This window comes from Enterobacter sp. E1 (genome assembly GCF_016809815.1).
GTDB lineage: Bacteria > Pseudomonadota > Gammaproteobacteria > Enterobacterales > Enterobacteriaceae > Enterobacter > Enterobacter adelaidei.
On record NZ_JAFBJM010000001.1, the window covers coordinates 486,253 to 511,838 of the forward strand.

At 52.0% G+C, this 25,586-nt stretch carries 28 protein-coding genes; 18 read left to right on the forward strand and 10 right to left on the reverse strand.

What is annotated here, in order from left to right; translation table 11 throughout:
* Together vgrG and JGF26_RS02490 are read right to left on the reverse strand one after the other, a co-directional pair.
* Positions 1-2,388 carry a type VI secretion system tip protein VgrG gene (gene vgrG / locus JGF26_RS02485; RefSeq protein WP_238934091.1) on the reverse strand — a complete coding sequence of 796 codons (2,388 nt, stop codon included), beginning with the start codon at positions 2,386-2,388 and terminating at the stop codon, positions 1-3.
* Positions 2,389-2,443: 55 nt separating this feature from the next.
* Positions 2,444-3,154, reverse strand: coding sequence for a DotU family type IV/VI secretion system protein (locus JGF26_RS02490; protein ID WP_134707435.1), 711 nt, complete (start codon positions 3,152-3,154; stop codon positions 2,444-2,446).
* Between the two features lie 518 nt (positions 3,155-3,672).
* Here JGF26_RS02490 and JGF26_RS02495 point away from each other — a divergent pair.
* The 3 genes from JGF26_RS02495 to JGF26_RS02505 all read left to right on the forward strand — a co-directional run bounded on the left by JGF26_RS02495 (position 3,673) and on the right by JGF26_RS02505 (position 6,027).
* On the forward strand, positions 3,673-4,695 hold the full coding sequence (locus tag JGF26_RS02495; RefSeq protein ID WP_134707434.1) for a hypothetical protein: 1,023 nt from the start codon (positions 3,673-3,675) through the stop codon (positions 4,693-4,695).
* Between the two features lie 26 nt (positions 4,696-4,721).
* The gene (locus tag JGF26_RS02500) at positions 4,722-5,363 is read left to right on the forward strand and encodes an EcsC family protein (protein WP_134707433.1); all 642 of its coding nucleotides are present in this window, start codon (positions 4,722-4,724) and stop codon (positions 5,361-5,363) included.
* 205 nt (positions 5,364-5,568) lie between these two features.
* Positions 5,569-6,027: a hypothetical protein gene (locus tag JGF26_RS02505; protein WP_134707432.1), complete on the forward strand. Its 459-nt coding sequence runs from the start codon at positions 5,569-5,571 to the stop codon at positions 6,025-6,027.
* A 147-nt stretch (positions 6,028-6,174) separates the two neighbouring features.
* Here JGF26_RS02505 and JGF26_RS02510 read toward each other — a convergent pair whose 3' ends face one another.
* The 7 genes from JGF26_RS02510 to JGF26_RS02540 form a co-directional block, all read right to left on the reverse strand.
* Positions 6,175-6,396, reverse strand: a complete 222-nt coding sequence (locus tag JGF26_RS02510; protein ID WP_134707431.1) for a DUF2188 domain-containing protein — start codon at positions 6,394-6,396, stop codon at positions 6,175-6,177.
* Between the two features lie 135 nt (positions 6,397-6,531).
* Positions 6,532-6,924: a putative zinc ribbon protein gene (locus tag JGF26_RS02515; protein WP_167587151.1), complete on the reverse strand. Its 393-nt coding sequence runs from the start codon at positions 6,922-6,924 to the stop codon at positions 6,532-6,534.
* A 133-nt stretch (positions 6,925-7,057) separates the two neighbouring features.
* Positions 7,058-7,834 carry a hypothetical protein gene (locus tag JGF26_RS02520; RefSeq protein WP_134707429.1) on the reverse strand — a complete coding sequence of 259 codons (777 nt, stop codon included), beginning with the start codon at positions 7,832-7,834 and terminating at the stop codon, positions 7,058-7,060.
* A gap of 63 nt (positions 7,835-7,897) precedes the next feature.
* The gene (locus tag JGF26_RS02525) at positions 7,898-8,464 is read right to left on the reverse strand and encodes an inovirus-type Gp2 protein (protein ID WP_167587149.1); all 567 of its coding nucleotides are present in this window, start codon (positions 8,462-8,464) and stop codon (positions 7,898-7,900) included.
* A gap of 177 nt (positions 8,465-8,641) precedes the next feature.
* Positions 8,642-8,878: a YgdI/YgdR family lipoprotein gene (locus JGF26_RS02530; RefSeq protein WP_134707427.1), complete on the reverse strand. Its 237-nt coding sequence runs from the start codon at positions 8,876-8,878 to the stop codon at positions 8,642-8,644.
* Positions 8,879-9,011: 133 nt separating this feature from the next.
* Positions 9,012-10,109 carry a thioredoxin domain-containing protein gene (locus JGF26_RS02535; RefSeq protein WP_238934092.1) on the reverse strand — a complete coding sequence of 366 codons (1,098 nt, stop codon included), beginning with the start codon at positions 10,107-10,109 and terminating at the stop codon, positions 9,012-9,014.
* 1,484 nt (positions 10,110-11,593) lie between these two features.
* Positions 11,594-12,634, reverse strand: coding sequence for a hypothetical protein (locus tag JGF26_RS02540; protein WP_134707426.1), 1,041 nt, complete (start codon positions 12,632-12,634; stop codon positions 11,594-11,596).
* A gap of 339 nt (positions 12,635-12,973) precedes the next feature.
* Here JGF26_RS02540 and JGF26_RS02545 point away from each other — a divergent pair, with 339 nt between their 5' ends.
* From JGF26_RS02545 to JGF26_RS02570, 6 genes are all read left to right on the forward strand, one after another.
* Positions 12,974-13,543, forward strand: coding sequence for a hypothetical protein (locus tag JGF26_RS02545; RefSeq protein WP_134707425.1), 570 nt, complete (start codon positions 12,974-12,976; stop codon positions 13,541-13,543).
* An 83-nt stretch (positions 13,544-13,626) separates the two neighbouring features.
* Positions 13,627-14,214, forward strand: a complete 588-nt coding sequence (locus tag JGF26_RS02550) for a hypothetical protein (protein ID WP_134707424.1) — start codon at positions 13,627-13,629, stop codon at positions 14,212-14,214.
* Between the two features lie 386 nt (positions 14,215-14,600).
* On the forward strand, positions 14,601-14,810 hold the full coding sequence (locus JGF26_RS02555) for a glycogen synthesis protein GlgS (RefSeq protein WP_134707423.1): 210 nt from the start codon (positions 14,601-14,603) through the stop codon (positions 14,808-14,810).
* Positions 14,811-14,855: 45 nt separating this feature from the next.
* Positions 14,856-16,430, forward strand: coding sequence for an EAL domain-containing protein (locus JGF26_RS02560; protein ID WP_134707422.1), 1,575 nt, complete (start codon positions 14,856-14,858; stop codon positions 16,428-16,430).
* Positions 16,431-16,708: 278 nt separating this feature from the next.
* Positions 16,709-16,960, forward strand: coding sequence for a late histone H1 (locus JGF26_RS02565; RefSeq protein WP_134707421.1), 252 nt, complete (start codon positions 16,709-16,711; stop codon positions 16,958-16,960).
* A 109-nt stretch (positions 16,961-17,069) separates the two neighbouring features.
* Positions 17,070-17,696: a DUF2913 family protein gene (locus JGF26_RS02570; RefSeq protein WP_134707420.1), complete on the forward strand. Its 627-nt coding sequence runs from the start codon at positions 17,070-17,072 to the stop codon at positions 17,694-17,696.
* Positions 17,697-17,752: 56 nt separating this feature from the next.
* Here the strand turns inward: JGF26_RS02570 and add are convergent, their stop codons facing one another.
* Positions 17,753-18,754 (reverse strand): adenosine deaminase, encoded by a 1,002-nt coding sequence (add, locus tag JGF26_RS02575; RefSeq protein ID WP_134707419.1) that lies wholly within the window; start codon positions 18,752-18,754, stop codon positions 17,753-17,755.
* Positions 18,755-19,858: 1,104 nt separating this feature from the next.
* On the opposite strand from add, the gene mscS reads away from it, so the two are divergent.
* The 9 genes from mscS to JGF26_RS02620 all read left to right on the forward strand — a co-directional run bounded on the left by mscS (position 19,859) and on the right by JGF26_RS02620 (position 25,550).
* Positions 19,859-20,743 carry a small-conductance mechanosensitive channel MscS gene (gene mscS / locus JGF26_RS02585; RefSeq protein ID WP_134707418.1) on the forward strand — a complete coding sequence of 295 codons (885 nt, stop codon included), beginning with the start codon at positions 19,859-19,861 and terminating at the stop codon, positions 20,741-20,743.
* A gap of 105 nt (positions 20,744-20,848) precedes the next feature.
* Positions 20,849-21,574 (forward strand): hypothetical protein, encoded by a 726-nt coding sequence (locus JGF26_RS02590; protein ID WP_134707417.1) that lies wholly within the window; start codon positions 20,849-20,851, stop codon positions 21,572-21,574.
* Between the two features lie 461 nt (positions 21,575-22,035).
* Positions 22,036-22,599 (forward strand): DUF4234 domain-containing protein, encoded by a 564-nt coding sequence (locus JGF26_RS02595; protein WP_134707416.1) that lies wholly within the window; start codon positions 22,036-22,038, stop codon positions 22,597-22,599.
* Complete coding sequence (locus tag JGF26_RS02600; RefSeq protein WP_238934093.1) at positions 22,596-23,063, forward strand: hypothetical protein; 468 nt, start codon at positions 22,596-22,598, stop codon at positions 23,061-23,063. Before JGF26_RS02595 ends, JGF26_RS02600 begins: the two co-directional genes overlap by 4 nt.
* An 80-nt stretch (positions 23,064-23,143) precedes the next feature.
* Positions 23,144-23,266, forward strand: coding sequence for a hypothetical protein (locus JGF26_RS22500; protein WP_275296347.1), 123 nt, complete (start codon positions 23,144-23,146; stop codon positions 23,264-23,266).
* An 89-nt stretch (positions 23,267-23,355) separates the two neighbouring features.
* Positions 23,356-24,177, forward strand: coding sequence for a DUF932 domain-containing protein (locus tag JGF26_RS02605; RefSeq protein ID WP_134707415.1), 822 nt, complete (start codon positions 23,356-23,358; stop codon positions 24,175-24,177).
* 170 nt (positions 24,178-24,347) lie between these two features.
* Positions 24,348-24,791 carry an antirestriction protein gene (locus tag JGF26_RS02610; protein ID WP_134707414.1) on the forward strand — a complete coding sequence of 148 codons (444 nt, stop codon included), beginning with the start codon at positions 24,348-24,350 and terminating at the stop codon, positions 24,789-24,791.
* A 10-nt stretch (positions 24,792-24,801) separates the two neighbouring features.
* On the forward strand, positions 24,802-25,332 hold the full coding sequence (gene radC / locus JGF26_RS02615; protein WP_134707413.1) for a DNA repair protein RadC: 531 nt from the start codon (positions 24,802-24,804) through the stop codon (positions 25,330-25,332).
* Positions 25,329-25,550: a DUF987 family protein gene (locus tag JGF26_RS02620; protein WP_134707412.1), complete on the forward strand. Its 222-nt coding sequence runs from the start codon at positions 25,329-25,331 to the stop codon at positions 25,548-25,550. The genes radC and JGF26_RS02620 overlap by 4 nt, the downstream gene beginning before the upstream one ends.
* The last annotated feature ends 36 nt before the right edge of the window (positions 25,551-25,586 follow it).

Here is a 25,586-nt window from a genome sequence, read left to right on the forward strand (position 1 = left end):
TTACAGCGACTCGCCGCCACTTTGTCCGGCCGACGGGGTGCTTTCCGACGCGCATTTCTCCGGCAGGCTGATACTGCCCTGCATCGATGCTGCCCCGAGTTTTTCCAGCGTTCCGGCTTTCACCGTCACGTTGCCGGAGCCACCGAGCGTGATACTCCCGCCTTTGAGCTGTATCCACGCCCCGCCGCATTCGAGCAGCAGTTCGGTTTGTGCCGACACGGTGACTTTGCCGTTCTGGCTGCTTATCTGCATGTCTTTCAGCGCGAACATATCCAGCGCGTCGCTTTGTGCCTGGATTTCAACTTTGCCTGCGGCGGCAAACAGTTTGATACCCAGCTGTTTCGCAAACAGACTGAGCGTTTCGGTGACGGCAATACGCAGTTTTTTACCGACACTGATATCCGCATCCTGCCCGGTGGTGGCGATAAGGTTCTGGCCTGCGGCCAGCTGGATACTCGCAGGTGTTACCTGGGCAATACCGGAAGGGGCTGAAAGCAGCAGCGCCTGCTGTTGCAGGTTTTTCAGGGTGCTGTTGAGCAGGTCGGTTTGTTTCTGCACGTCGGCGAGTTCGGCCTTTGCCATTTCGGCAGCGGCCCGCAGGCTGCTGGCTTCCTGTATCGCCGCTTCCAGCTCGCTGACGGCGGCCTGCATGGCAAGCATGTCACCCTGCGCCTGCGGCTGGCCGTCGGCGGTGATGAAAATACCTTTTGCAGCACGGAACACGCCGTGCCCGTCGGTACGCAGTTCAGCCCCTTCACCACGCAGCTGCCTGGCGTCGTCATCCGCGACGTTGTAGCCGAGATTGAGCTGGCTCTTGCCTGAAAAGGGTGTCGAGAGGTGGATATTTTCCTTACCGCGCTCATCCTGAAGACGCAGTTCGTTAGCGGCGGGAGTCAGCAGGATATTGCGTTTGTAGTTGGCAATGGTCACATGGTCAGGATGCAGGGAATCGTGCAGCGACCAGGCGATAAACGGTTTATCCGGGTGCCCGCCGTCAAAGAGAATGGCAACTTCCGTCCCCTGTATCAGCGGCAGGTGCAACCCGAAGTTGTCCCCGGCGTAATCGCGGGCACGTCTGAGCCACGGACTTTCCCCGCCCTGCGGCCAGCTGTCCTTATCAAAATCAAAACGGACCCGGTAGCGGCCCTGCTTATCGATATGGCTGTAGATATCACTGGCCTGTGAGCTGGTGATTCTGGCAGTCAGCGGGACGGTGATACGGGCGCGGGGCTGTTCCGGTGGCCGGAAACTGACCGCATCCCGGTACGCGATACCTTCCGCTTTAAGCCGATAGTGCGACTGGCGGCTGGCTGACGATTCGATGGACGTGACCAGCATCCCGTTCGCAAAAGCACGGGTGGTGTCGCCTTCGGCTTTCAGTACCTGACCGGGCGCAATGAGTGTGGAGTTACTCTCAAGGCTTAAGCCGTGCTGGCGGTTCAGCTGGCGTTCGTGCCGCAGCCGGGCGTAGAAATACCCGCTTTCGGTGTTGTTGCTGTCCGGGCGGGTGTACTGCTCCCCTTCGTTCAGGAAGCCATCGGTATAGTGGTAGTCATTGCCGTAGGTGGTTTTGTCATCATCGTGGGTCAGGTCCGCATCCGCATTCATGATGGCATCAGCGGTACGGTAGTTGTAATCGTGCGTGCTGACCGAACGCTCCGTCACCTGGTGGTGTGCCTGTAAATTCCAGACGGATTCCGCGCGGTTATCGTGCATTCCGGCGGGATTAACCGCAGGCACACTCACATCGTACTGCCATCCCCGGCCTGAATCCCCGAACAGCACCACTTCGTGTCCGGTTTCGCTGTCCTGGGTAAAGTTAAACCAGATACCCACTTCACTCAGCAGGCGGGCAATGAACTCCGCGTCCGACAGCATAAACTGAGTGATGATTTCCCGTGACGGGTACGTATTGCTCAGACGAAACTCAAACAGCCAGCCCGGCCAGTTGTGGTTTTCGCGCAGAATTTTTCCCACCACTTCCGGGACGGACAGGTTCTGGTAAATGGCGCTGCGACGACTGTTATCGAGCAGGGAAAGGCGTGGCTCAAAGGTCAGGCTGTAGGTGGCTTCATCACGGGAAACGGACAGACGCGAGAAACGGGTGACTACCCCGTACAGGGTACGCTGGACCTCCGGGGCAATGGTGTGGCGATAAGCAGCCTGCGGCAGGGTCTGCATAATGAAGGTAACGTTCTTCATCAGCATCATCGCCGGGTCAATGTCCTGGTCGGCGCTGGTCAGCACCACGTCATAGCGATAGCGGGTACTTAACCCTTCGCGCCCCTCAAACGACTCCACGTCGAGCGGGGCGGTGCAGCCTTTAATTTTAAGGTGGTAGCGGTTGAGGCTTAACGCATCCAGAACGGGTGGTATGGTGGTCATCATGGCTTCCTTATGCTGACCCGGCACCCGATGCGCTCCTTGCCGGGATGAATGATGCTCAGCCCGGCAGGGCTGACTGAAGTAAATGCTGTAATGAAGACTGCAGGCCCACTATCAGCCCGGCGGTGACCAGCAATGCCAGCGTGATATGGGCCATGCGGGAGTGAAGTAACCTGCCGCGTACCGTCGGACGACGCTCCACCACCAGCGGTGCAGACAAAGGCCGGTCACCGGCTGGCACCAGTGCATTCAGGGACTCTGCGAGCTCAGCGGTCTTCTCACGCCGGGCATGGTCCGGATATTTATCCATCCACCGCTGGCTGTAACCCATGCCGTACAGACGCTGATAAAGCACCAGCAGACGCGGGTCCGGCACGGCTTCACGCAATAGTGCACGCGTCCGCTCGGGCATCACTTCCCCGGCCCGCAGCTGATGCACGAACACCGACTGCATAGGGCCATGCAACCAGACATGGTTATCGTAAGAAGAAGCCGAGTTCAGCACCGCGTCATCCAGCATGGCACACTGTGCATAAATCACATGGTGAATAAAGCCGTCAGATTCCTTTGCGGCTTTCAGCGTTTCCTGCACGGTCTCCACCAGCGTCATTGCGCGGTTATACAGCGCCTCATCACGTACCAGCGCAGGCTGATGGTGAATATCCATCACGAACAGATAAGTATCCTGCAACAGGGTGTCGATATAAACGCTGGCACTGTCGGCGGAGGCAGAAGAGAACGAATGAGATGAACCGGCTGACAAATCCAAAATAAGTCACATCCTGTGCTGGGTTTCTTTTTTCGCCAAGCTTATTCCTGTTTAAAAACAGATCAATAAGGTGAAGAGTAACAAATAATGATCAGCGGCAGAGAATAACTTCACGAAGCCGCACCACGTCTGAACTCCACCAGGTATGTCCAGTCACATATTCTTTTATTCACCAGGATTAATTTCCCACGCAATTAATTCACTAAATAAATATTAAATTTCAATTCATTGATTGATCGGCGAAACAGATCGATTTTAAAAAATTGATCTGTGAAAACGATCTGACTTTTGTTTCGCCTGTTGTTAGCGTCAGCGCACAACAGGGGACATTGCCCCCTTTGCCTCTGCGGTAGTCGCGTTTTGCCGCATCTCGTCAACATAAGGTTGCTATGAACAATGTCATAAAAAAAACGGTGCAGACCGTGCCACTGTTGCTTTCATGCCTGGGGCTATTAGCCGGATGTGATGGTAATACAAACACTGTAAAGGACCAGGTTTACCCTGAGATTGACAGCTCTATGCCTTTGGGAAAGGCACTAAAAACACGCACGGACTGCGAAGACGGAGAGTGGGACTCTTACAGCGATGATCGTGGGCGCGACGTAGTGAGTTATACCTGCACGCTGCCACAGCTTTACCTTGATACCTTTAAAAACAAGGCGCTGGCGCAATCCAGTACGCCTGAGAATGAAAAAAACAAGTTAGATCAAAAAATTGCAGAATTCGAAAACAAAAAAAATGATGTCCCTCACCTGAAGGATTATTTACTGGCAAATTACGCAAAACTGGTCACCCTGAATGCGGTGGACAAAGATACGCTGAAGCAGGCTGCTGATGATCTCTTTTCCAGTCACTCAACCATCAACACCAGCGGTGCGCTCACTCCACCGTCCAGAGAGACCGCGGATAACGAATGCCAGTCTGCCCGTCTGCCGTCATGTGATGAGTATTACACCACGCAACTTACCCTGACTGACCTGTTCAACGGGCTGACAAAAGCACTGGGCTACAGCGGCACACATACCACCTTTATCCTTCCGGCACCTGACGCAGAGATTTCGGATGTCAGTATTTTTAGCAGTGACCGCAGCAACGAGGTATTAAGCGATTTTTATCAGTTGCTGAGATCGCTGATTGATATTCAGCGCCCTTTCCTGTCAGCAGACACTATCGCCCGGGATTACACTGCGCTTATTCCCAAAATCGATGCCAAAATTGATACCTATATTGCCACTCAAAACGAGCATTACAGCAAATGGCTGTCGGGCTACAACGTTACAGTGGGTAATGCCACGTTCACATCGGTCAAAGAGAGCTTTTACTGGTATATCGATGACAACAGTGATCCAGTAGATAGTGGTGGCACCCTCACTTTCTCCCGCAACGGGAAATCTGAAACCGTCCGAATGAGAGATCGCGACAGTTATCTTGCCGTCGCTTATCAGTCCTTTCCTTCTGACCGCATCCCCACTATTTACCTGGATGCCATGGGCTTCTACTACTACAACGCATGGATGATTAATTCACGCGGTGGTATCTGACCATCAGGCTCAAAAGGAACTGACGAATGAAAAATCCTCTCACAACCGGCACGATCCAGCAGGCACTGGAATGGGCATACGACAAAGCCGTCAACGGCAACGTACCAGGCCTCGATAACGCGCAGCAAATGGCGCTCAGCTATATGGCAAAGAACGGCAGCCCCGAAAACCAGGCGAACGCACTGATCCGCTGGCAGAACACCAAAGCGGGTACCAGTGGCTTTGTGACCGGACTCGGCGGTGCATTCACTCTGCCGATAGCCATCCCGGCGAATATTACCAGCGTGCTGTATATCCAGATCCGTATGATTGCCGCCATTGCGCATATGGGCGGTTACGACCTTCGAAACGACCAGGTGAAGACGATGGTCTACGCCTGCCTGTGCGGTAATGCCGCCAGTGAAGTACTCAAAACAGCCGGAGTGAAGATCGGCACAAAGCTGACGGAGCAGGCCATCAAAAATATCTCCGGTGCCGTGCTGACGAAAATCAATCAGGCCGTGGGTTTTCGTCTGCTGACCAAATTCGGCAGCAAGGGCGCAATCAACCTGGTCAAACTGATCCCCGTAGCCGGTGGCATTATCGGTGGCACATTTGACAGCATCGCCACCAATATTATCGGCAACGTTGCCCGCGCGACGTTTATCGAATCAGTGACGGTGGAATAAATTCGGTGCCGTTTATTATTCTGTTTCTGCTGGTTTTTGGCGGCTTTATTGCCCTGACGCGAGGAAAGTTACCGGGCTGGTGTTATATCGCCGCCTGGTTTCTGTTGCCCATATTTTTCGTAGCAATCCTCCTTTGGGTTTGTATTTTTTCAGGATGGTATTAATTACCACACAAAGGTTAATACGTTAACGAAAGGAAAACATAATGCGTTCAGCCTCCTTATTTGCCGTTGTACTGACGGCATTTTTTACCGTTTCCGCTGCTCGTGCCCAGGTTTTTACCTGCACATTCCAGAACGGTGCCTCAATAAAAATCGACGACCATTATGACGGGGATTTGCAAAAACAGCCGTCAAAAGTCATTGATTATTATCACTACAACCCGACGGGACAGAAAGACCTCCACCTGACAGCAGTTGCAATGGGCTGGGCAAATCAGAATCACATGATCACGGAATATTACCGGTTTCAGAGTCGCGACTATAACTACATCGCCCTTCATGACGGAGCGATGAACTTTGACGGGCTGAAGGTCTACAAAGGCTCAACACTGGTTGCAAAACAAGCCTGCACAAACGGAGGCTGGTCACCCGCACTTGATCCCACGAGTTCGATACTACCCAATGACATGGACGGGGATATCGCTGACACCTATCTGGGATAGACAGGGCCTCTCACTTTCGCGGACGCAACTAAGCCGCATCAATCACTTGTGTCGTTGTATATTCAATAATCGTAACTGAATGAGCCTGCATACCAATGCAGGCTCATATATCAAATGCGAAGGTATTATCCAGCAATAAAAGAAACTCTACCCTTTTGGAGGGTAATCGTCTTTCCCGTAAGAATTTTTCTCGCGGATTTTGCTGTCTTTCCCCTGAATGATTAACTCGCTTTTTTGATTAATAGCGATATCTCTGGCCGCCTGGATTGCATCTTTCTGAGTGTCATGTAAAGAAGTTGCCTTGTTATTTCCTTCGCCGACAACAGCCCATTTGTCGCCACGTGTAGTTACCCACTGGTTTTTACCCATTTTGAAACCTCACATAGATAGTTACCTACTCTGCCACTGATTTTAAAACCAGTGCTGGTTGAGTATACAGATTCAATTTTTCGGGGCGAACACATTTTGATCAAACCAAGGGCAGCAATCACAACATCTTGTTATTCAGGCTACGGCCTGCACTTCTTTGCTGTAAATTCCCAGCCCACACACCGGGCAGCACTTTCGGCCAGAGTAATCGAGGCTGCACTCAATACAGTGCCAGTGACGTACAACCACAACGGGTTGCACTTTCTGTAACTGACGCTGCAACGCGAGCTGTCGTCGTTCTGCCAGTGAAAGATCGTCGAAGTACGCGCACTTCTGTAACTGTGCCTGCGTGAGTACCGGGGTGTCGTGTTCGAACCAGGCCTGCTGCCCGCCCGTTGCGCGATGAAAACGCATCGGGCAGTCACAGTGATGACAGGTGTACGATGCCACCGAATCAGCAACGACGTTAGCCGCCCTGATAACGTGACCTTCGGCATTTAAGGCCATATAAGCTTTACGAATTCGCATGAGATGCTCCCTGCCCCACATCGCCGACAGGCAATAGCTGAAACGAGTGAGATGACTGAAGTGAATAAAAATGGGGTTACATCTCATAGCACGGATCGGTATTTATTTACCGCAAGGTCATCACGGGCGTACCTCATGCACGGACAGCACGTTCGATATAGTTGTACTTATTGAGTACAACCGCCCATTCCTCAAGGGCAGCCTTCAGTGCCACCAGCATCAGAACCTCTCCGCAATAGCCGTGCCAGATGGAATAACGCAACAGCTGACTTTTCTGCGGATAGCGCCCACCCACAATCAGATTCTCAGCCACAATGGCACGGGCCTCCTGCACCATCAGACAGACGACGCTGTCGGGTACCGGCCAGTGCACCTCCGGACATAACGACAACGTCTTACCCGCCGTGAATAACCAGTGGACATACTCCGGCTCTTTTCGGAGCACCTTCACCCGCCACGCCAGACGCGCGGTGATACGACATTTTAACGTCTCAAGCGCGTCGCCGATGTCTTCTTCTGCTTTCCCGGCCCGCAGTCTGACCAGCAGTGGTGGCGTCGGGTCTCCCGTTGCAGACTGCTGTATCTCAGGACACTTCAGCAGTGCCGCAATGCATTTGTCATGATAGCTGCGCAGATAGGTCTCCAGCCCTTTGTCACGCAGGACGCTCAGGGCGCTTTGCACCAATGGCCTGAATTTTACAAACCGCTGCGTGTCAGCATCGACAGCACCCGTGCGCGTGATAAGCCGGGAGGCCACGAACGCGTCGTACCGCAGCATGCTGTCTACACGTGGGTCCACCATCAGTGAGGACAGACTATTTTCCCCGAGCGCATCAGCCCGCTGAAACAATGCCTGACCGCTTTTTTGTGCATCCGCGAGCAGCAGACGGGAATAGCTAAAATCACACATGTCGGGTGACCTCTGAACGTAATACCAGATACAACTTACAAATACGCATGCCGACTCCTGCGTTCACGGGTGCTTGCGGGGACGACCCCGACGACTGGGTGCCGGGACATCACTCAGACCAAAGCAATAGTTGCTGTAATCCTTCTGCTCCGTCTTTGCCAGGTAGCCCAGCATCCGGGTCAGTGATTTTCGCTGCTCAGGGTCGGCGTAATGCAGTACCCGCTGACCATCGTAGGGATAACGTTTACGGTCTCTGGTGCAGTCATGGAACCAGCCATCACCGCCGGTGTAGTGTCGCCAGTAATCCACCAGGGCGTAGATAAATTCCTGAGGTACCCGGTGGTGCTGTCCGTTGAGATAAAACACCGCGTGATAGTGGATGCCGTGCTGCGGGGTGAACTCCTGAACCCAGGCATACCCGACGATGCCATCCAGCTCCTGCAACGCGTACTCCGCCAGCAGGTACATTTCACGTGCGCTGTAATCGTCACGACGTATGCGGTGCAGTACCGTCCCGTTCAGAAAAGAGAAATCCATACGAAATGGAATGAGTCGGGAATAGCGCTGGCTCAGGGCATCAGCGTGCTGGCTCAGTAAAGCAGACAGGTGAGGGTCAATGGTGTATGACATGTTCAGCTCCAGTGGAAATGAGTTACATGTCATGGGGTGATGCGGTAATTTTTAACTGAGGAACTCACCCGCATCAGAAGCGCCTGTAACGCATTCTGAGCGGACTTCACTGACGGCTAACACATTGACGCAGCAGAACAAATAAAACGCTCTGACGGATCGCTGAACGCGTTTAACTTACCAGTTCAGCTGAGTTTTCCCCTCCGTTGTCTGGACGATCTCACTGGTCTGAATTTCCCGGTGATAGCCGTAAGCATCGGCGTACTTCGTCAGGCCAGTAGCGGCATCGTTTTCTGGTTTGCCCTGTGTCTGAATAACCTCACCACTTCGGGTGGTCATTGTGTAAGTGGTGGTGCAGCCCACCAGCAGCAGAGCCGCAAGCGAAATCCCTGTAAGATAAGTCAATTTAGACATGCTGAATGTCCCTTTAGCGTGGTAAAGCAGAGCACGTTACCGGATCCGAAAAAAAAGAGATGAATGATTATTGCGCTGCATAAAGAATTCAGGGGAAAAGACAACCGGGCTGATTACAACCCGGTACGTCAGATTACTGTCCGCCCGCTTTGCTGATTGCCGCCTGCAGCATTTCCTGGCTGGCGCCCCCCGGCACCACCGTCACGTTATCGGCTGTCGCACCCGATACCGGCATCACAATCAAACCTGGCGTGCCACGAAAGCCAAGGTTCTGTGCCAGCGCATCGGTTTGTGCCAGCGTATCCAGCATCTCTGCTTTTTTGCCTTTGAGCTTACCGGCCTTCACTGAGGCGTGGATGATGTCCTGCTGCGTTAATTTGCCTTCATTATGCCCGGTCGCGAACACTGCATTGTGGTAAGCCAGATACGCGGCTGCGCCTCTCTGGTGCCGGATCTGCAAACCGGTCTCAGCAGCATCCATCGACGCCGGCCAGCGTTCACCAAAAATCGGCCACTCTTTAAAGACGTAGCGTACCTGCGGATTGGCCTGCATCAGGCTTTCCATGATCGGAGCCTGGTGGGCACAAACAGAGCACTGGTAATCAAAAAACTCCACCAGCGCAACTCTGGCGTCAGCCGGGCCGTAAGACGGAGTGGAAGGATCATTCAGCAGAGCGTCCTGATGCGCCAGTACGGCTGTGGTTATGGCGTGCAGCTGCTGCTCGTGTTGCTGAGCCTGTAATTTCTGACTGACCTCCAGCAGCACCTCAGGGTGAGCCAGCAGATACGCCTTAGCGACCTCACCAATCCGGGCTTCCTGTTCCGGAGTAAATGCCAGCACAGTCGCAGGAGCCAGAGCCGGGGCTACAGTAGTCGGAGCGTTCTGAGTCTGCGCAGGAGCAACGGATCCAACGCCCGTCGCAGCAGGTACAACCGCTTTATCCTGAGGCGGTACGGATGCCGGTGCTGCTGAACGCTGGGTAGACGATATGGTGACGGGTGGTTGATCCGTTACAGGGCCTGACGGAGCCGCAGAACTCGCAGTGGTAACGGCTACTGTCGGTGCTGGTGCTGACGCCTGCGGGGTGACTGGTGCTACCGGAGTCGTCGGAGCCGTGACCGATGCCGTATTCGACGCACTACTGGCAGCCACGTCTGGAGATGCAGACACCGATAATGAGAACAGTGCCCCCGTCAGCATCAAGGCCAGTGGGGAATATTTAAATGTCATAGGAATGAATCCATGCAAGAAACAACGAATGTAAAAGTAACCGAACACTGGTTACCAAAAGGATAGAGCGAGTGTTTCAGTCTCACGCTCACCGGAATGCGGATCATACTGAGCGCAGGTGATACTGTTCATGCTGAAAATTGTTTCCTGATGATACCGGTGGGAACATCGGGCTGCAGAATGCCACTGAAAGCACATTGCTGTATTCGGATATTCACCCCGTCAAATGTTAGTGGCAAACACAGAAGAATGGTACCGGCAGATTAATACGCCCCCAGGAAGTAGATACCCGGTGAACTATCTGCTACGGCTGACATGACTTCACTCTGGAATTTAACTGTTGATATATTCGTAATACGGAACACTATCACCCGTTCATCGATTACAGAACAGAAGCTTGCTGGCGTTATATCGAAACAATAATTGCTCACCAGTGACATTAGCAGTGATAGTCGCAGGGGAAGATTCAAAGCTCGTCTGATTGCTGACACGTTAAATATGCCCGAATGATGCTGACAGTTATTGATGGGTAGTCACTGAAAATCAATGCATAATAATGATTAGCGGTAGAGGATCAGTCACGCATGTGAATACGAGAGAATGAATACACCTTCAATAACATTAACATAGCCTTTAATTATCGACACACTGCCACTCCGACAAAAGCGAATCATCAAATCCGCAGAGAATATCATCCCGATGGATAAATATCGGGAAAACTCCCACACAGCGAAAAATAACCACTGCCCACAGGAGATATAACAACTCATTCCATTTCAGCAGATTTCCACCAGGCATCCGGTAGTACTTCAGGCTGTGCAGCAAGCAGATGCCTCTCCCGCAAAACACGCCGTTTTTATTTACACTAAAGCTACATGCTATAGAGTCCACGACGCCACCATTGCCACAGACATAACCCGATGGACTCCACCAGCCCAACCTTGAGTGGCACCCTCTGGCATACGAGAAATAGCTTCAGCCTCCCAGCGCCGGCATGTTTCAAAAGACCACTTCCGAATCAAAAATGGATGTTCAATTCACGAAAAGGCTACCGGGCCACAGACCGCAAGGTCACGCTAGTTTGGTAGCTAAAAATACGTAAAAACGTGATCACTTTTTTCAGAAAAAAATGCAGTAAGAGTAAGAAGCCGGAAAGAGGTATCCAGAGACAGTGCCTGGAACTCAAGGCGGATGTTATTTGTACAAATTAGTAAGTGAAATATCGGTACTACAGAAGGGTTGTAAAAAGTGACAATGTAATAAGCGCATCAAATCAGGCGATAAAATGAGCACCCAAAATGTAATTAATATGTTAACAACACTAAGAGTAATTAATGAAGTAACGGCGGGAACAAAAATAGATTACCCTGAAATAATTCAACGTGGGCTATCGGTCAGCACATTATACCTCACGGCATAATGCTGCGTGAGCCAGGTGATGTTTAATATTTTTCAGGCCCCGCCTGATAATGAGAAAAACGGCATCAGAATATCGCTTTCGATTTTTTCCCGTCAAATAACCAGAATTCAGGGAGGTAAAATGCGCCATCATAATCAAACTTAAATTCAATCATTGAATTTGATGTCGCTACTTTACCATCATTCCCCGAGTAATACAGTGAATCATCGCTTATGAGCGTATCGCAATGCCAGCAGCCATTGGATATGCCATATGAACGACGCCTGGATTTAAGCTGACCAATACCACGCGAATTTAAATTCAGGCAATTCATATTTTCCTGCAACAAATCTTTGGCCCGTTCATCACCAAAAAACAAATCTGCCACAAACATGCCGCTGTGATCGCAGATACCAATACGCTCGATAATATTGGTGGGTTTTCTACAGCGTCGGCAATTGACCGTTCGTGGCTGAATACTCGCAATCAATGGTTTGCGTCTGTCAGGGAACCATGACAGCTTCCCGGCAAATACGCCTGCAATAAAATCATCAACGCAGACATCAAACTGAGGTAGATAAAAGTCCCCTGATTCATTCTGCCGAATGCCAAATACCGGTAAATTATAATCCTGATAAATACCATGACTGTAATATTCACTTCTTTTTCGCAACTTCCGTAACCACAATGTACGGTGAATACCGGCCTCCGTAAATTCAGCCTGCCTGTCTTCAATCCAGCGGTCATCGCACTGCGGAAACTGGACCATAAAAGCGAGCGAAACATTATTACGGGTACAATACACATCAGCTACTGCTGGTATCCCATCAAACATACCTATCTGTTTTTCAGTCATGACCGACCAGCCAGCAGCAGTGGCTTGCTGAGCAATTAAAAATTTGAGGTAAAGATGCTCCGGGCTATCAGCCACATACGGGCAGTGACTACCGGACTTGTGCGCAAAGAAGAAATTACCGAGTGTGCTTGTTTTGGGGAACGCGCTATGACCACAGCACGGCATCACCAGAGAATGTGCTTTGTAAGTCATTTTCAGGTTTTCCCACGCCAGTTCTTCAAATTCGAACGAATGAATATCCAGCCCATCCAGCAACGCTCTTAATGGCATATATCCGGCCCCTCAGTCACACCATTTAACCTCTGATAAAAGTACCTTCTGTCGCCAGGCGCGGAGAGGCAAAAATGGCGGAATCGAATTGTAAACTCACCCGGTCAAACTCGTAACGACACTACCATGGCATCGGGCTTATACCACAGCTTAATCTCGCTGGAAAAAACCAACGTCAAACGCCCCCGCTGACAACAGAGCTCTTACTTTAGGCACTGGCAAAACGCGTAATGTTCTGGTCGAAATGCCGATCCCATTACTTATCAAAACCAACAGATAAATAAGGGCTATTCTCCTGTGCAGTCCCTCTTCGGATTGATGAAAAGCAGGATAGAGAGAATGGGTGCATCAGATTTTTTACTGGATATGGCTTCCAGGTTTCTGCCGGATAAAAAAGCGGAGCGTGAAGCGCTTGAGAAATTCCTGATACTCTGGCGCCAGGAAGGGCATGACCCGCTCCTGGCAGAGTATTATTTTGCACAGGCAACAGGACATCGTTACGCTTCGTATCGCGAAATACAATTCATCATGAATACCACAGAGCCGCTCAAAACTCTCTGGATGTACAAAAGCGTGAATCGCAGCCAGAGCGTTGTACGGTTTAATGGCGAAGGTCAGGCAGAGACAACAGACAGAGCCAGATGGTGTACCCGATGCATACTGATAGCGATAGATATCGCATTCGTCCTGCTCTTTTTATTTACGTCATCATCGACGCTCAATGACATGACCATTTTCCTCGATGCATTCAGGCACATGACAGTATCAGCGACGCTTATGCTCAGCTTAACGGCCTCCATTCTGGAAGTTTTCATCTCAGTACTCATTCTGCTGATGACCGCATTCGTATGGTGGGACGTGTTAAATGCCAGGTATTTTGCTGATTTCTACAATGCTAACCGATGCTGAAACACACCTTAACCCCAGTATCATTGCCACAATTTTAATGACCTTTTAAATTTTGCGAAAAGACCATACAGGACGAATATTCGATGTCATTAAGCCCAGAGGAAAAACTGCAGCGTAAACTCATTATCGGCGAATGGGTGATGATAGCGGGTCACATTGAAAAAATGCTGAAAATGGATTTTGGTTCGAAAGAAAAAGGGCTTCGCAAGTTAGCTTTACAAGCTAATCTGCCACCTGAACTATTCGACATGATTAATAGCCTTGCTGGATACCGAAACAAACTGGTGCATAATGTCGACTGGCAACTTAAATCCAGACACCGTGAAAGGTTCCAGGAGTTATCCGATAAAATCTTCGCAGAGCTATCACGACTACTTTCAGAAAAAGAACAGCAACAGCAGTGGGATCGTGAAGATACACAACGATATGAAGCCCGGTTACTGCGCTGGAAACAAGATGCCGAAATGCGTCTGCGCCTGAAACAAAAAATTGATACCCGTCTTGCAACTATTTCGCTCAGTGCAGCTACATCTACCCGGCCAGGTTCTGGCGAAGCAAACAGTACCAGTGATAAGACGGCCAAAGTATCAAAATATGTGGCAATCGTTGCGGCGGCAGGAGCTGGCATAGTGGCAGCAGTAGGTATGTTTGCCATGCAAAAACGTAAATAGCCAGACAAGCTGGGCAATAGTAGCCTGAATAGTACAATGACCACCGGGAAGATTGATGCAATCGCTTTGCTTTCTGGCATATCTGCCTTCGTCATTTTCTTCGACACCCGTACCATGGTCAAAGACTCTGCAACCTGACCTGCTCCTTCAGCTCAGCAAAAGTTCGATTTCTTCAACAAAGCCGAACTGGACTGCAAAATCCCCACGGTCAGGTAAATACGAAGTATACCTTATCGCGCTATGCTCATTACTAAGCGCAAGATGATGAACACAGCGTGCTGAACGAAGCGCTGTACGGCAAAACTGAGAGCCGCCGTGCATTTTTGCTTTAAAAGAGTGTGGTAACAAATAGCTGTAACCAGAGCTACTGTAAGGAAGCGGCACACATGGCTAAAGCACCCACTCCAGTAAAATTTGACAGCACCACGACGTTCACAGGGCTTGATTTCATCGCCCGCAGCCTGGTGCAGATGGAAGCCAACGGTACGGCGCTATGCCCCGAAGCAATCACCGGTAATATGACCGGCGAACAAAAAGAGATTTTCATGGCGCGCCTTCGTTTTCATCGCCTAAGGCAAAAGCAGGTCAGCGCCTGATAAAAGGCCTGACCCTGTACATAGCCGACTATCTGAGGGAACACGATGCGCCCGCTACTGATTGCTGTTTTGTGTTCTCTGACACTGTTTATTGCTGGTGTACTGGTCACTAACCTGCAACTCTGGAACTCTGCCCGTAACAACATTCTCACAGCAGCCCGCCAGTCAACCAGCAGGATTGAGGCTATCCTTGATGAAGCGCGGCTGGCGACCAACGCCGTATTACCGCTGGCACAGGGGAGCTGTTCACCCGATACGCAGTTCGCACTCAGCCGTGAAGCCGCATTGCGCCCTCACCTGCGGGCTGTCGCCCTGCTGAAAGGCGACACTGTCTGGTGCTCGTCCTTCACGGGTCGCTATCCGATGGCATTTCATCAGGAAAGTATTTCAGTTGCACCATTAACACTCTATTCCGGAGACCAGATTGCGCCGGGGGTTCCTTTACTGGTCTGGCTGACACCCGCACCCGGTGGTTATGTTGCCGCCAGCATCAGCGATATTCATCTGCGGGATGCCCTGCTGCCGGTTCAGGATAACCGGCAACTGACACTGATTGTCGGCAACCGGCTGCTGACCCGCAAGGGCGAAGTACTTGCAGTAGAGCCGACATCAGCGTCACCATTACAGCTGAGATCTTCCCGCTATCCCTTCAGCACTGGCTATGCATTGCCGTCGTTTTTTAGCGCTGAACGATTATTCCGCCAAGGCGGGATGCTGCTGATATTGACCGCCCTGCTCTCTCTGACTGCCGGAAGTCTGTTGCGGCGCTATCTGGCCAAATACACCACGCCGGCGGAAAACCTTCGAAAAGCGCTGGAGCGGGGAGAAATCATTCCGTATTATCAACCTGTGGTGAACGGACGAACAAGGGATATTGAAGGCCTTGAGGTCCTCGCACGCTGGAAGCACCCGCGTGCCGGGTTTATTCCGCCCGATGCCTTTATCCCTGTGGCAGAAAAGAACGGGCTGATTATTCCCCTGACCCGTTATCTGATGCACAAAGTGCAGGCCGACCTGGCGCCGGTCATTCACCATTTCCCGGATAATCTGCATATCGCCATCAATATCGCCGCAGCACACGCGAACACGCCACAACTGGTCGATGAGTGTCAGGCCTTTCTACAGGCGTTCGGCCAGAAGCCCGTCAGGCTGGTGCTGGAAATTACGGAACGCGAACCACTGGACATCACCACTGAAGTGCAGAACCGGTTGATGAAACTTCGCGAAATGGGGGTGATGCTGGCGCTGGATGATTTTGGTACTGGCTATTCCGGGTTGTCGTACCTGAATGATGCCGCCTTTGACATCATCAAAATTGACCGGAGTTTTGTCAGTCGCATCAGTACCGAACCGGGATCAACCCGTCTGGTGGACTGCGTTATCGATATGGCCCGTAAATTGTCATTAAGCATCGTGGCGGAAGGAGTTGAGACATCATTACAGGTGGAGTACCTGAACCGTCAGGGCATTCAGCTGCTACAGGGCTATTATTTCTACCGTCCGGTGCCGCTCCCGACACTGGTCAGAGCGATAATGACCGATGAAGCCGCTTCCACAACAAGATTGCCCGGCCTCCTTGCCAGTCTACAGGAGGGCTCCCCCTCTCAGAGCTCCCATTAATACAACACCAGAATTCATGTTTCAGTCGGATTTTTCAATCCCTGTGATAGGTTTACGCTCTGCGCAAGCGTTATGGCCGGGATCGTGGTAAATAATGTTCTTAATTAATATTGCGTCAAAAGTAACACCGATAAAATATAAGGCTATTTAGTTACGTTCTGAAACCAGTTTTCCCGATGAAGCGATTATCGCCTCACGTATCATCCCTTATGCAGGGATGTGCCCACCGTTGTGGCGGCTGTGCACAAATATTAATTATTTCGGGATAGAGATTTACGATGAAAAAATTCGCAATGATGCTGGGTGCATGCGCTCTCCTGGCCTGGGGTGCTGCTAATGCGGCAGACGGTCAGGCTGCGGCGAAAGCCAAATCAGCCTGTCAGGCTAATCCGACACAATGTTCGCAAGCTAAATCAGATGCAAAGGCGCAAGCACAGAAAGAAGCAAAGGCAGCCAAAGATGCCTGTGCTAAAAATCAGAGTGCCTGTGAGAATGCAAAAGCAAAAACCAGAAGCGCTGTGAAACAATAACTCGCCATACCCTGCGGCAGATTTTCCCTGCCGCGTTTTCACTGCTACTATTCGCGTAACACTTTTTCACTCCATTGAATCTGCATAAGGTCTCACTATTTCCCTCAATATGAAATCCGACTCTGCCACTCACCACTCTTCGGCTCCAGAACAAACCGTTGCCGATCTTGCTCACTTAGCCTGGTGCGCGCTGGTTGCTTTAAAGCTCGAACAGCACGAGGGTCAGGCTCTGTCGACATTGATGGTACATACATTTCTGATTCGCTGGCTTGCTGGTGCCCAAAAACAGCGCCGTTTTCCGCGCTCCGTTGCTCCTGATATCGAGAGCCTGCTAAAACTTGGACGGCAAAAAGGTCTAGCCGCCGGATTGCACCAGCGACTGGAGTATTTGCTCGAATCCTGTTCATCTCCGGTTTCTTCCCTGTCCGATCTGTTCCAACTGACTTACGCCATTGAAGCGCTCAAAGCTCAGGGCTGGATCAACGCCGCCGTGGCCGATTATGAGTGGGACTTGTCAGCGCTGGCCGCCGAATACGGCGACGTTTCCGCACTGCTGGTCAGAAAATCCGATTTAGTGCGTCACTTTAGCGATGAAGGTCAGCTCACCGGGCACGTGGAATTTCTGGTGAAAGGAGAACTGGATACAGTAGTTGCGGAATTTGATATCCAGACACTTCGCTACACCACTGAAACCACAATGGAAAATTGCTCAATGCTGACACTCCTGCCAGTCTGAACCTCCGTGTAAATGCGCCAGATCATCCGTTTTCAGCACCACCAACCCATTTCCAGCTATATTGATTTCACCTGATGAATTAAACACCGTTTTTCATATTCTGATAAAAATGCAGTTCCCAGCCCATTGACCTGAAGTTGTCGGAGTTGCTCCGATGTCAGTCCTGCCTGTGGTGCGGCAACATGATATTCATGGCTAATATCCACACCCTGCACTGCAGGATCATCCGTATTGAGACTTACCCGTATACCGTGTTCCAGAAATTGCTTTACCGGATGTCTCTTCAGTGAAGCCACAGTGCTCGTCTGAATATTCGACGTCAGACATGACTCGATACCAATGCCGTGCTTCACCAGGTAATCCATCAACGCCGGGTCATTGATGGCCTGCACCCCGTGACCAATGCGCTCCGCCTTCAGTTCAAGAACCGCTTGCCAGATGCTTTCCGGCCCGGCAGCCTCTCCGGCATGCACAGTGATATGCCAGCCAGCATCACGGGCACGTGTAAAATGCTCCCTGAATAAGTCCCCCGGCCAGCGAAGTTCGTCGCCGGCAAGATCGAGGGCAATAATACTATCGCGATGCTCCAGTAGCGCGCTGAGTTCTTTTTGACAGGTCTCCTGACCATAGGTTCTGTTCAGAGAACCTATCAGCCGAACCATGACTCCCGTATCCCGGCAACCGGCCTGCACCCCATCGACCACTGCTTCAATGACCCCCGGTACAGAAAGATTGTGCGTTGCGGCCATATACCCAGGTGAAAATCGCAGCTCGACATAATGCAGGCCATTTATCGCCATATCTTCAACACTTTCATATGCCACACGTCTGCAGGCATCAAGAGATCCCAGAACCTTAACGCCCCAGTCAAGCTTCGCCAGAAAACTCATCAGATCGGGCTCATTATTCATAACCTGAACCCAGGGTCGCATATCCTCAGGAGTGGCTGCCGGGAGCGATACGTTAAACTGGTGCCCTAAATCCAGGATTGTCTTCACACGAAGGCTACCGTTCAGATGACGATGGAGATCAGTTAAAGGGTAATGCTGGTCTATCATGGTGACATGTATCCAGAGAACAGGGTCAATAATTAAATAGTCATCTATCCCCATCTGTGAATGAACGGGATAAGTGAAGCACATCATATCGCTATGACTGACGTGAAACTTCTCATGTTATGTAACCATTTATCCCAGAGTACGCCATGCTTTACTACCCGACGGTTTCCCTTTACTTCCTGATTATCAGGGCTCTACCACTTTCTACCGCACGCTTGCCCACCACATTCACCGACAAGCTAACACTTTTGCTCAGTGGCGTTATGGCAGTCAGGTGATCTGAGGGAGCCGACGGTGTACCGGTGGTCCCTGGCGCAGTTGCCCCCGCCAGGGCCCTGCACCAGATAGTCGATGCGTCTTACAACACGCTGGCACACACTCCTGCCTTAAACTCCCTGGATGGCATTAACTCTTCGGAATCCGGCATGCGATTTCTCGAAGCGGTAGTTACCCGATTTCGCTCGGGAGAAATGCCGATGCGGGCCCGAAACAGCGTGAAGGCGACAAGAAAACACCGCAGGGCCACTATTACATTGACAGCCGTAATACGCACTCCCGGTTCAGTCTCAGCCTGCACATTTCTTACCCGGATAAGACTGATATCCAGCAAGCAAAAGAAAACAGTTATCCGCCTGGCGAAAACATCATGATCCACGGCGTTCCTAACGGGTGGGGATGCTCAGTCCACTGTTTCGACACATTGACTGGACCGATGGCTGCATTTCGGCGACAAACGACAATATGCGAGAAATCTGGCAAAAGGTACCAATCGGCACACCGGTTGAGATTGAGCAATAACGAAGACGCAGGCAGCAGGCTCATCTTAAGAAATCCGGTACCCGATAACACAAACTGCCTTTGTTGGCGGAAAGCCTTCAGCCAGTGACTTAATCGCTGTAACCAGAGTTCGACGCAATGAACAGCAGCTGCACTCCGACGTTCAAAACGTCCAAAAAACGCTATTGTCTGAGCACAAACACGCAATATTTTCTTGCTGCTGCTGTATCAGTATGCGCGGGCTTCAGTTGAGCAAAGTCCGCAGGCTAAAAACATCTTTTCTTTACTGCGGGAATTGTTGTTTTTACTTATTTCGCAAGGAACACCATGGGTCATTTCCTCTTATTTCCACAACTTACTCATGCCGTGGAATGGCTTAAGGGGCACAGTAGTATTGTTGTCCAGTACGGCTGGAACATTGTTGCTGCCTTCATTCTGTTTTTCATCGGTAAGCTCGTTTCGCGCCTGGTTTCTGGTGGCCTTCATAAATTGCTGCTAAAGCGCAAAGTAGACTCCACCATTGTTCATTTTTTTACTGCGCTGGTGCGCTATATCACGCTGGCCTTCGCCGTTATTGCTGCGCTGGGGCGTCTGGGAATAGAAACATCCTCCATCATTGCCGTGATTGGTGCCGCAGGGCTTGCCATTGGTCTGGCATTACAGAGCTCGCTGTCAAACTTTGCAGCCGGGGTGCTGCTCGTCTCACTGCGCCCTTTTCGGGCCGGCGAAACAGTGCAGGTAGGGACCGTGACCGGTACTGTGCAGCAGGTACATATCTTTTCCACTACGCTGTTAACTTCGGATAACAAAGAAGTCGTCATTCCCAACGGTAAAATCATTGCCGACAGCATCATTAACTATTCACGTCATACTTACCGCCGTATTGATCTGGTGATTGGCGTCGGTTATCAAAGTCGCATTGCGGATGTTAAAGCCGTTATGCTGACTGTTATCGAACGCGATACACGCATTGACCGGGCGCATGGGGTGACAGTACGTCTGGGTGAACTCGGAGCCTCATCACTGAATTTCTACGTCCGGGTATGGGTTCGCAACGCCGATTACTGGGATACGTACTTTGATTTGCTGGAGAACATCAAGGAAGCACTGGATGACAATGCCATTGATATCCCTTATCCACAAATGGATATTCGCGTGCAACAGCTCACCAGTGTACAGTCCACCGCTTTAACAGAACGGATTGCAAACTAAGCTCCAAATATTTTCAAACCCATATCACTTCTGTGTAACTCTCTGGCCGGACTCACCTTTGCGGGTGGCTCTGGCCTTTTCTTTTGCAGTTAATCAGGAGTGCTAATGGAGCCGATTTATCCCCACGACGACGAACACGAAGAGTATGACGAGCACAGCAGCGATGCCGTCAATAACGACAGCGACCCGGAGGAAGCGTATGAAGGCCGTCCCCGTAATCTGCATGCCATTGCTGGCTGGCTCTACGACAAGGCCGTGAGCGGTATTGCCGGTATTGAGTCAGCAGAAACGCTCGCTGCCCGTTATCTCGCGGATGCCAGAGGCGACCCGTCGCTTGCCGCCCGCAACCTCATTTACTGGGAGAGCATCAAAGCGGGCAGCAGCGGTTTTCTCTCAGGCATGGGCGGCGTGGTGGCATTGCCGGTCACGCTACCGCTGAACATCACCAGCGTGCTGTTTCTCCAGACCCGTCTGGTGGCTGCACTCGCCTGTCTCGGCCAACACCGGCTGTCAGATGAACGCATCCGGGCACTGGCCGGGCTGTGCCTGTGCGGGAATGCCGCCAAAGCGCTGCTGCAGGACCTGACGCTACAGGCCGTTGACCGCTGGACGGCAACTGTCGCACAGCAGGTTACGGAGAAAACTCTCGCCCTGCTGGCAACCCGTGCCGGTCTGGTCAGCGCGGAGAACATTGTGCGCCTGATACCGCTTGCCGGTGGCGTGGTCAGTGGCGCGGTGGACATCGCCTCCACGCGCACCATCGGGCATATCGCCCTCACCACCTTTTTAAAACCTGTACCTCAACCTGAAGGATTACCCAATGAGCTCTAACTCTGGCGCTGTCGTTAAAGGCATTTTTCTGCTGCTGATTTTCCTGGTGATTTTCAGCGTACCGGAGAAATCACGCAGCGAATCAAAATCAGCCTGACCCTGTATAGCTATCGCTAATTACACGATAAATCCACCCAGTCAATGCCTGGCATCACAAACATTATTCAAATTGATTTTACTGATGTTTTTTAGTTCAGTTGATCGTCCGTAACGATCAATCCCTGCATTTTTCAAAGAAACAAACGATCAATCTGCGCAGGCGATTTTGCTATCGTAATGGCTCATTGTTTGTTCCGTTTCAGGGAGTTAAAACCCGCCACAACACACTGCCGACGCGCCCGCGTCATTCTTTTTCTGAACCGTTAATCCTGCCCTGCTGCAATTTCCCTTTTACCGGAAAGGCTGTCGCACGCCTGTGCGATACCGGGGCGCTATTGTCTGAAAAACAAGGAGTTTTAAATATGTCGAGTATCACCACCCTTAAAGAAAAGCTTGCTACCCCTACGCTGCATCTGGCCCTGCTGACCGTTGCCACCGGTGGCGTCTGGCCGCTGATATGGCTGTACAAAAACCAGGACACACTCATGCAGGAGACCGGTCAGCGCTTTTCGTCGTCTGTACTGATTATCTGGATGGCGGTCTGCTTTGGTCTGGGTGCTTTCCTGCGCCCGTATTCCATGCCGCAAATCGACGAGATGAACTACATCCACACGCCAGTGGTGATGATTGCCATTACAGGCATTCTCAGCATCGCTCTGATGGTGTTGTATATCGTCTGGGCCTTTAAGGCACGTGCGGCGCTGCAGCACTATGCGCTGACGCAGTTTCAGCTGGAACTGAAGATGAACCTCTTCTACACCTTTGCCTTCAGCCTGTATTACGTCAACTACTGTATCAACGCCATGCCGGATGCGCTGGCAAAACAGCAGATTTTACGTGCGCATCTGCAGCAACAGCCGGTGATGCAGGCAGTACCTCAGCAGCCTGCACCGGGTACCACCAGTGACGGGAGTCAGCAGCCATGAAACGTTTCACACTGACAGTACTTTCCTGGCTGCTGGCATCGGCCAGTGCCATGGCCGTCGTGACAGAGCAGGAGTGGGGCAACTGGTACGGTAATACCGGCGGGATGGAGTTTGCACTGACCACCCGCAACCAGGCGGGCGAGGAGCTGAGCATCAGCTGCAGCAATCAACAGATGGCCGTCACGCTTCGCTCACGGCAGGAGAACTGGTCAGCCACCTCCACCGAAGGGCTGGACAAGCTGTACCTGATGATTAACCGGCAGGCGTATCAGTTAGGCAACGAAAAGTTGTTCCCGAATGAACCTGCTCCGGCGCAGCTGGTATTTGAAGCCCTAGCACATACCGGAGCCCGTGACACGCTGGTCTTTACCTCACAGCAAACCGGTGATTCAAAACCGTTCAGCGCCCGTGGGCTCAGTGAAGCCCTGAAAGGTAAAACCTGGCAGGACTGCCTGAACCAGTAAAGCAGTCGCCCTTTACTACACGCACCATAACCCCGGCCCGTTCAGTGATGAGCGGGCTTTTTGCTTTTAAGGAGACCACGATGTCTGCATCAGAGAAAACTCTGTTACCCGATGGCCCTTTCATCCGTGCTGAAGCCGGACGGGGACTCAACCGCTTTATTGCCAGCGACGGCATCCCGCTGACGGTTGAACCCGACGTCTGACTATACACCCACAACCTCCCCTTATAACCGCCCTGCCGTGTCATACGCCGCAGGGCTTTTTCGTTTTTATGTCCTAAGGAGTTTTCAGCATGGTCCGATTAGCCAGCCGCTTCGGTGCGGTACATCAGATACGCCGTGACCGGCCCTTAACCCGTGAAGAGCTGCAGCGCTGCGTACCCAGCGTATTCAGTGCCGACCGGCATGAGTCCCGCTCAGACCGATACGCGTATATCCCCACCATCACGCTACTGGAGAACCTGCAGCGCGAAGGGTTTGAGCCGTTCTTTGCCTGCCAGTCCCGAGTTCGCGACCCTGAGCGGCGTGAGCACACCAAACACCTGCTCCGCCTGCGTCGCGCCGGGCAAATCACCGGGGTGCAGGTGCCCGAAATCATTTTGCTCAACAGTCACGACGGCTCCAGTTCGTACCAGATGCTGCCGGGGTACTTCAGAGGAGTGTGCACCAACTCGCTCGTCTGCGGAGAGTCATTTGGTGAGATTCGGGTACCGCATCGCGGAAACGTGGTGGAGAAAGTCATTGAAGGCGCATACGAGGTGCTCGGCGTGTTTGACCGCGTGGAGGAAAAGCGTGACGCCATGCAGTCGCTGCTGTTGCCCCCACCCGCACAACAGGCCTTCGCTAAGGCGGCGCTGACGTACCGCTTTGGTGAAGAGCATCACCCCGTGACTGAAGCGCAGGTGCTGGCACCGCGTCGCTGGCAGGACGAGTCCGGCGACCTGTGGACGGTGTTTAACCGACTCCAGGAATCGCTGATAAAAGGCGGGCTGTTCGGTCGTTCTGCACAGGGCAAACGCAGTCACACCCGCGCCGTAAAAGGCATTGATGGCGACCTGAAGCTGAACCGGGCGCTGTGGGTGATGGCAGAAGAGCTTCAACAGGCGCTGCGCTGAGGGCAAAAAAACTCCACCTGATACCACCGGTGGAGAGGTGCAACGTCTGCAAGGGTACTGGCGCAAAACAGTCCCGTTTCACTTAAGCATAACCGGGCGATGACAACCCGGCGTGCTCGCTATCACATTTCTCATTTTCACTTAACAAATTCATTTATCAGGAGTTATTTATGACTGACGCAATATTCCCGCAGCCACAACCAGCCTTGCCGGTCATCACCGCGACATTAGTCCCGGATGAAGAGCGCGTTGCCTTCTGGGGTCGTCACTTCGGAAAGGTCCGCCAGTGGGTGTTCCTCGAACCGCAGGTGTTCTCCTGGCTCGACCTGTGGAGCACCGACTATCAGGGGGGCGTGTGGGAGTTTTATACGCTGTCCAACGGTGGGGCGTTTCTGGTGCCACCGGAGCAGGCGCATTACACGCTGTTTAACGAGCACAATGGCAATGACGCGGAGCTCAGCACCGAAGCCACCGGCATTGCCGTGTCGCTGATGGCCTGGAGTCATCATGCCTGCCGTACAGGGTGCACAGCCATTGGGGAGCATTTTTACCGCCTGCGCGGCTACGCCCTGGCGCATCCGGAATGCAGCGGCATTATGCGGTTAATTGACTGAGGAGGTGAAGATGAACATGGCACTCTCGCTGGTTCCTCCACCGTCACAGCCGGATTTATTCTGTATTCCGCAGCCCTCCGCTGAACGGCAGGAATTAACCCCGTACGCGCAGCGCACTATCCGTCGTGCCATCAATCTGCTGGAACGCCACCTGCATCAACCCGGTGTGGCGTTTACCTCGCCAGAGACCACCCGCGACTGGTTACGTCTGCAACTGGCCCCGCTGGAGCGGGAAGTCTTTATGGTGTTGTTGCTGGATAATCAGCATCGCCTGCTGACCCACGAAATTCTGTTTACCGGCACAATAAACCACACCGAAGTTCAGCCACGGGAAGCGGTGAAGTTTGCCCTGTTCCACAATGCCGCAGCGGTGATTCTGGCGCACAATCATCCTTCAGGGGAGAGTGAACCCAGTCACGCTGACAGGGTGATAACAGAACGACTGGTCAAAACACTGGCTCTGGTTGACATCCGCGTCCTGGACCATTTTGTCGTCGGCCACCGCGAAATCCTCTCGTTTGCGGAACGGGGGTGGCTGTGAACATCATCCCCAAACGTCAGGCCATGCGCCTGTACCGGCAGACACCGGGTGCCCGTCTGTCAACGTACTGTCGCGGTCATTATCGCTGGACCGGCAGCGTCTGCCATTACGCTGGTCGAAAGGTGCGGGATATCCCCGGCGTGCTCGCAGTTTTTGCCGAACGTCGTCAGGACCGCCACGGTCCGTATGCTGTTCTGCGCTGCGTCACCCTTAATTAATCCACTCTTCGCATCCTTACTCTAAAGGAAAACCTT

Excerpts from the sequence above, each read along its gene's own strand:
- JGF26_RS02545 (WP_134707425.1), top strand. The coding sequence starts at position 12,974 with ATGGGTGCATCAGATTTTTTACTGGATATGGCTTCCAGGTTTCTGCCG.
- JGF26_RS02540 (WP_134707426.1), bottom strand. The coding sequence starts at position 12,634 with ATGCCATTAAGAGCGTTGCTGGATGGGCTGGATATTCATTCGTTCGAA.
- JGF26_RS02595 (WP_134707416.1), top strand. The coding sequence starts at position 22,036 with ATGTCGAGTATCACCACCCTTAAAGAAAAGCTTGCTACCCCTACGCTG.
- add (WP_134707419.1), bottom strand. The coding sequence starts at position 18,754 with ATGATAGACCAGCATTACCCTTTAACTGATCTCCATCGTCATCTGAAC.
- JGF26_RS02505 (WP_134707432.1), top strand. The coding sequence starts at position 5,569 with ATGCGTTCAGCCTCCTTATTTGCCGTTGTACTGACGGCATTTTTTACC.
- JGF26_RS02590 (WP_134707417.1), top strand. The coding sequence starts at position 20,849 with ATGGAGCCGATTTATCCCCACGACGACGAACACGAAGAGTATGACGAG.
- JGF26_RS02535 (WP_238934092.1), bottom strand. The coding sequence starts at position 10,109 with ATGACATTTAAATATTCCCCACTGGCCTTGATGCTGACGGGGGCACTG.
- JGF26_RS02560 (WP_134707422.1), top strand. The coding sequence starts at position 14,856 with ATGCGCCCGCTACTGATTGCTGTTTTGTGTTCTCTGACACTGTTTATT.
- JGF26_RS02530 (WP_134707427.1), bottom strand. The coding sequence starts at position 8,878 with ATGTCTAAATTGACTTATCTTACAGGGATTTCGCTTGCGGCTCTGCTG.
- JGF26_RS02555 (WP_134707423.1), top strand. The coding sequence starts at position 14,601 with ATGGCTAAAGCACCCACTCCAGTAAAATTTGACAGCACCACGACGTTC.
- JGF26_RS02610 (WP_134707414.1), top strand. The coding sequence starts at position 24,348 with ATGACTGACGCAATATTCCCGCAGCCACAACCAGCCTTGCCGGTCATC.
- JGF26_RS02515 (WP_167587151.1), bottom strand. The coding sequence starts at position 6,924 with ATGCGAATTCGTAAAGCTTATATGGCCTTAAATGCCGAAGGTCACGTT.
- JGF26_RS02495 (WP_134707434.1), top strand. The coding sequence starts at position 3,673 with ATGCCTTTGGGAAAGGCACTAAAAACACGCACGGACTGCGAAGACGGA.
- vgrG (WP_238934091.1), bottom strand. The coding sequence starts at position 2,388 with ATGATGACCACCATACCACCCGTTCTGGATGCGTTAAGCCTCAACCGC.
- JGF26_RS02550 (WP_134707424.1), top strand. The coding sequence starts at position 13,627 with ATGTCATTAAGCCCAGAGGAAAAACTGCAGCGTAAACTCATTATCGGC.
- JGF26_RS02520 (WP_134707429.1), bottom strand. The coding sequence starts at position 7,834 with ATGTGTGATTTTAGCTATTCCCGTCTGCTGCTCGCGGATGCACAAAAA.
- JGF26_RS02500 (WP_134707433.1), top strand. The coding sequence starts at position 4,722 with ATGAAAAATCCTCTCACAACCGGCACGATCCAGCAGGCACTGGAATGG.
- JGF26_RS02525 (WP_167587149.1), bottom strand. The coding sequence starts at position 8,464 with ATGTCATACACCATTGACCCTCACCTGTCTGCTTTACTGAGCCAGCAC.
- JGF26_RS02570 (WP_134707420.1), top strand. The coding sequence starts at position 17,070 with ATGAAATCCGACTCTGCCACTCACCACTCTTCGGCTCCAGAACAAACC.
- JGF26_RS22500 (WP_275296347.1), top strand. The coding sequence starts at position 23,144 with ATGTCTGCATCAGAGAAAACTCTGTTACCCGATGGCCCTTTCATCCGT.
- JGF26_RS02600 (WP_238934093.1), top strand. The coding sequence starts at position 22,596 with ATGAAACGTTTCACACTGACAGTACTTTCCTGGCTGCTGGCATCGGCC.
- JGF26_RS02510 (WP_134707431.1), bottom strand. The coding sequence starts at position 6,396 with ATGGGTAAAAACCAGTGGGTAACTACACGTGGCGACAAATGGGCTGTT.
- JGF26_RS02605 (WP_134707415.1), top strand. The coding sequence starts at position 23,356 with ATGGTCCGATTAGCCAGCCGCTTCGGTGCGGTACATCAGATACGCCGT.
- radC (WP_134707413.1), top strand. The coding sequence starts at position 24,802 with ATGAACATGGCACTCTCGCTGGTTCCTCCACCGTCACAGCCGGATTTA.
- JGF26_RS02565 (WP_134707421.1), top strand. The coding sequence starts at position 16,709 with ATGAAAAAATTCGCAATGATGCTGGGTGCATGCGCTCTCCTGGCCTGG.
- mscS (WP_134707418.1), top strand. The coding sequence starts at position 19,859 with ATGGGTCATTTCCTCTTATTTCCACAACTTACTCATGCCGTGGAATGG.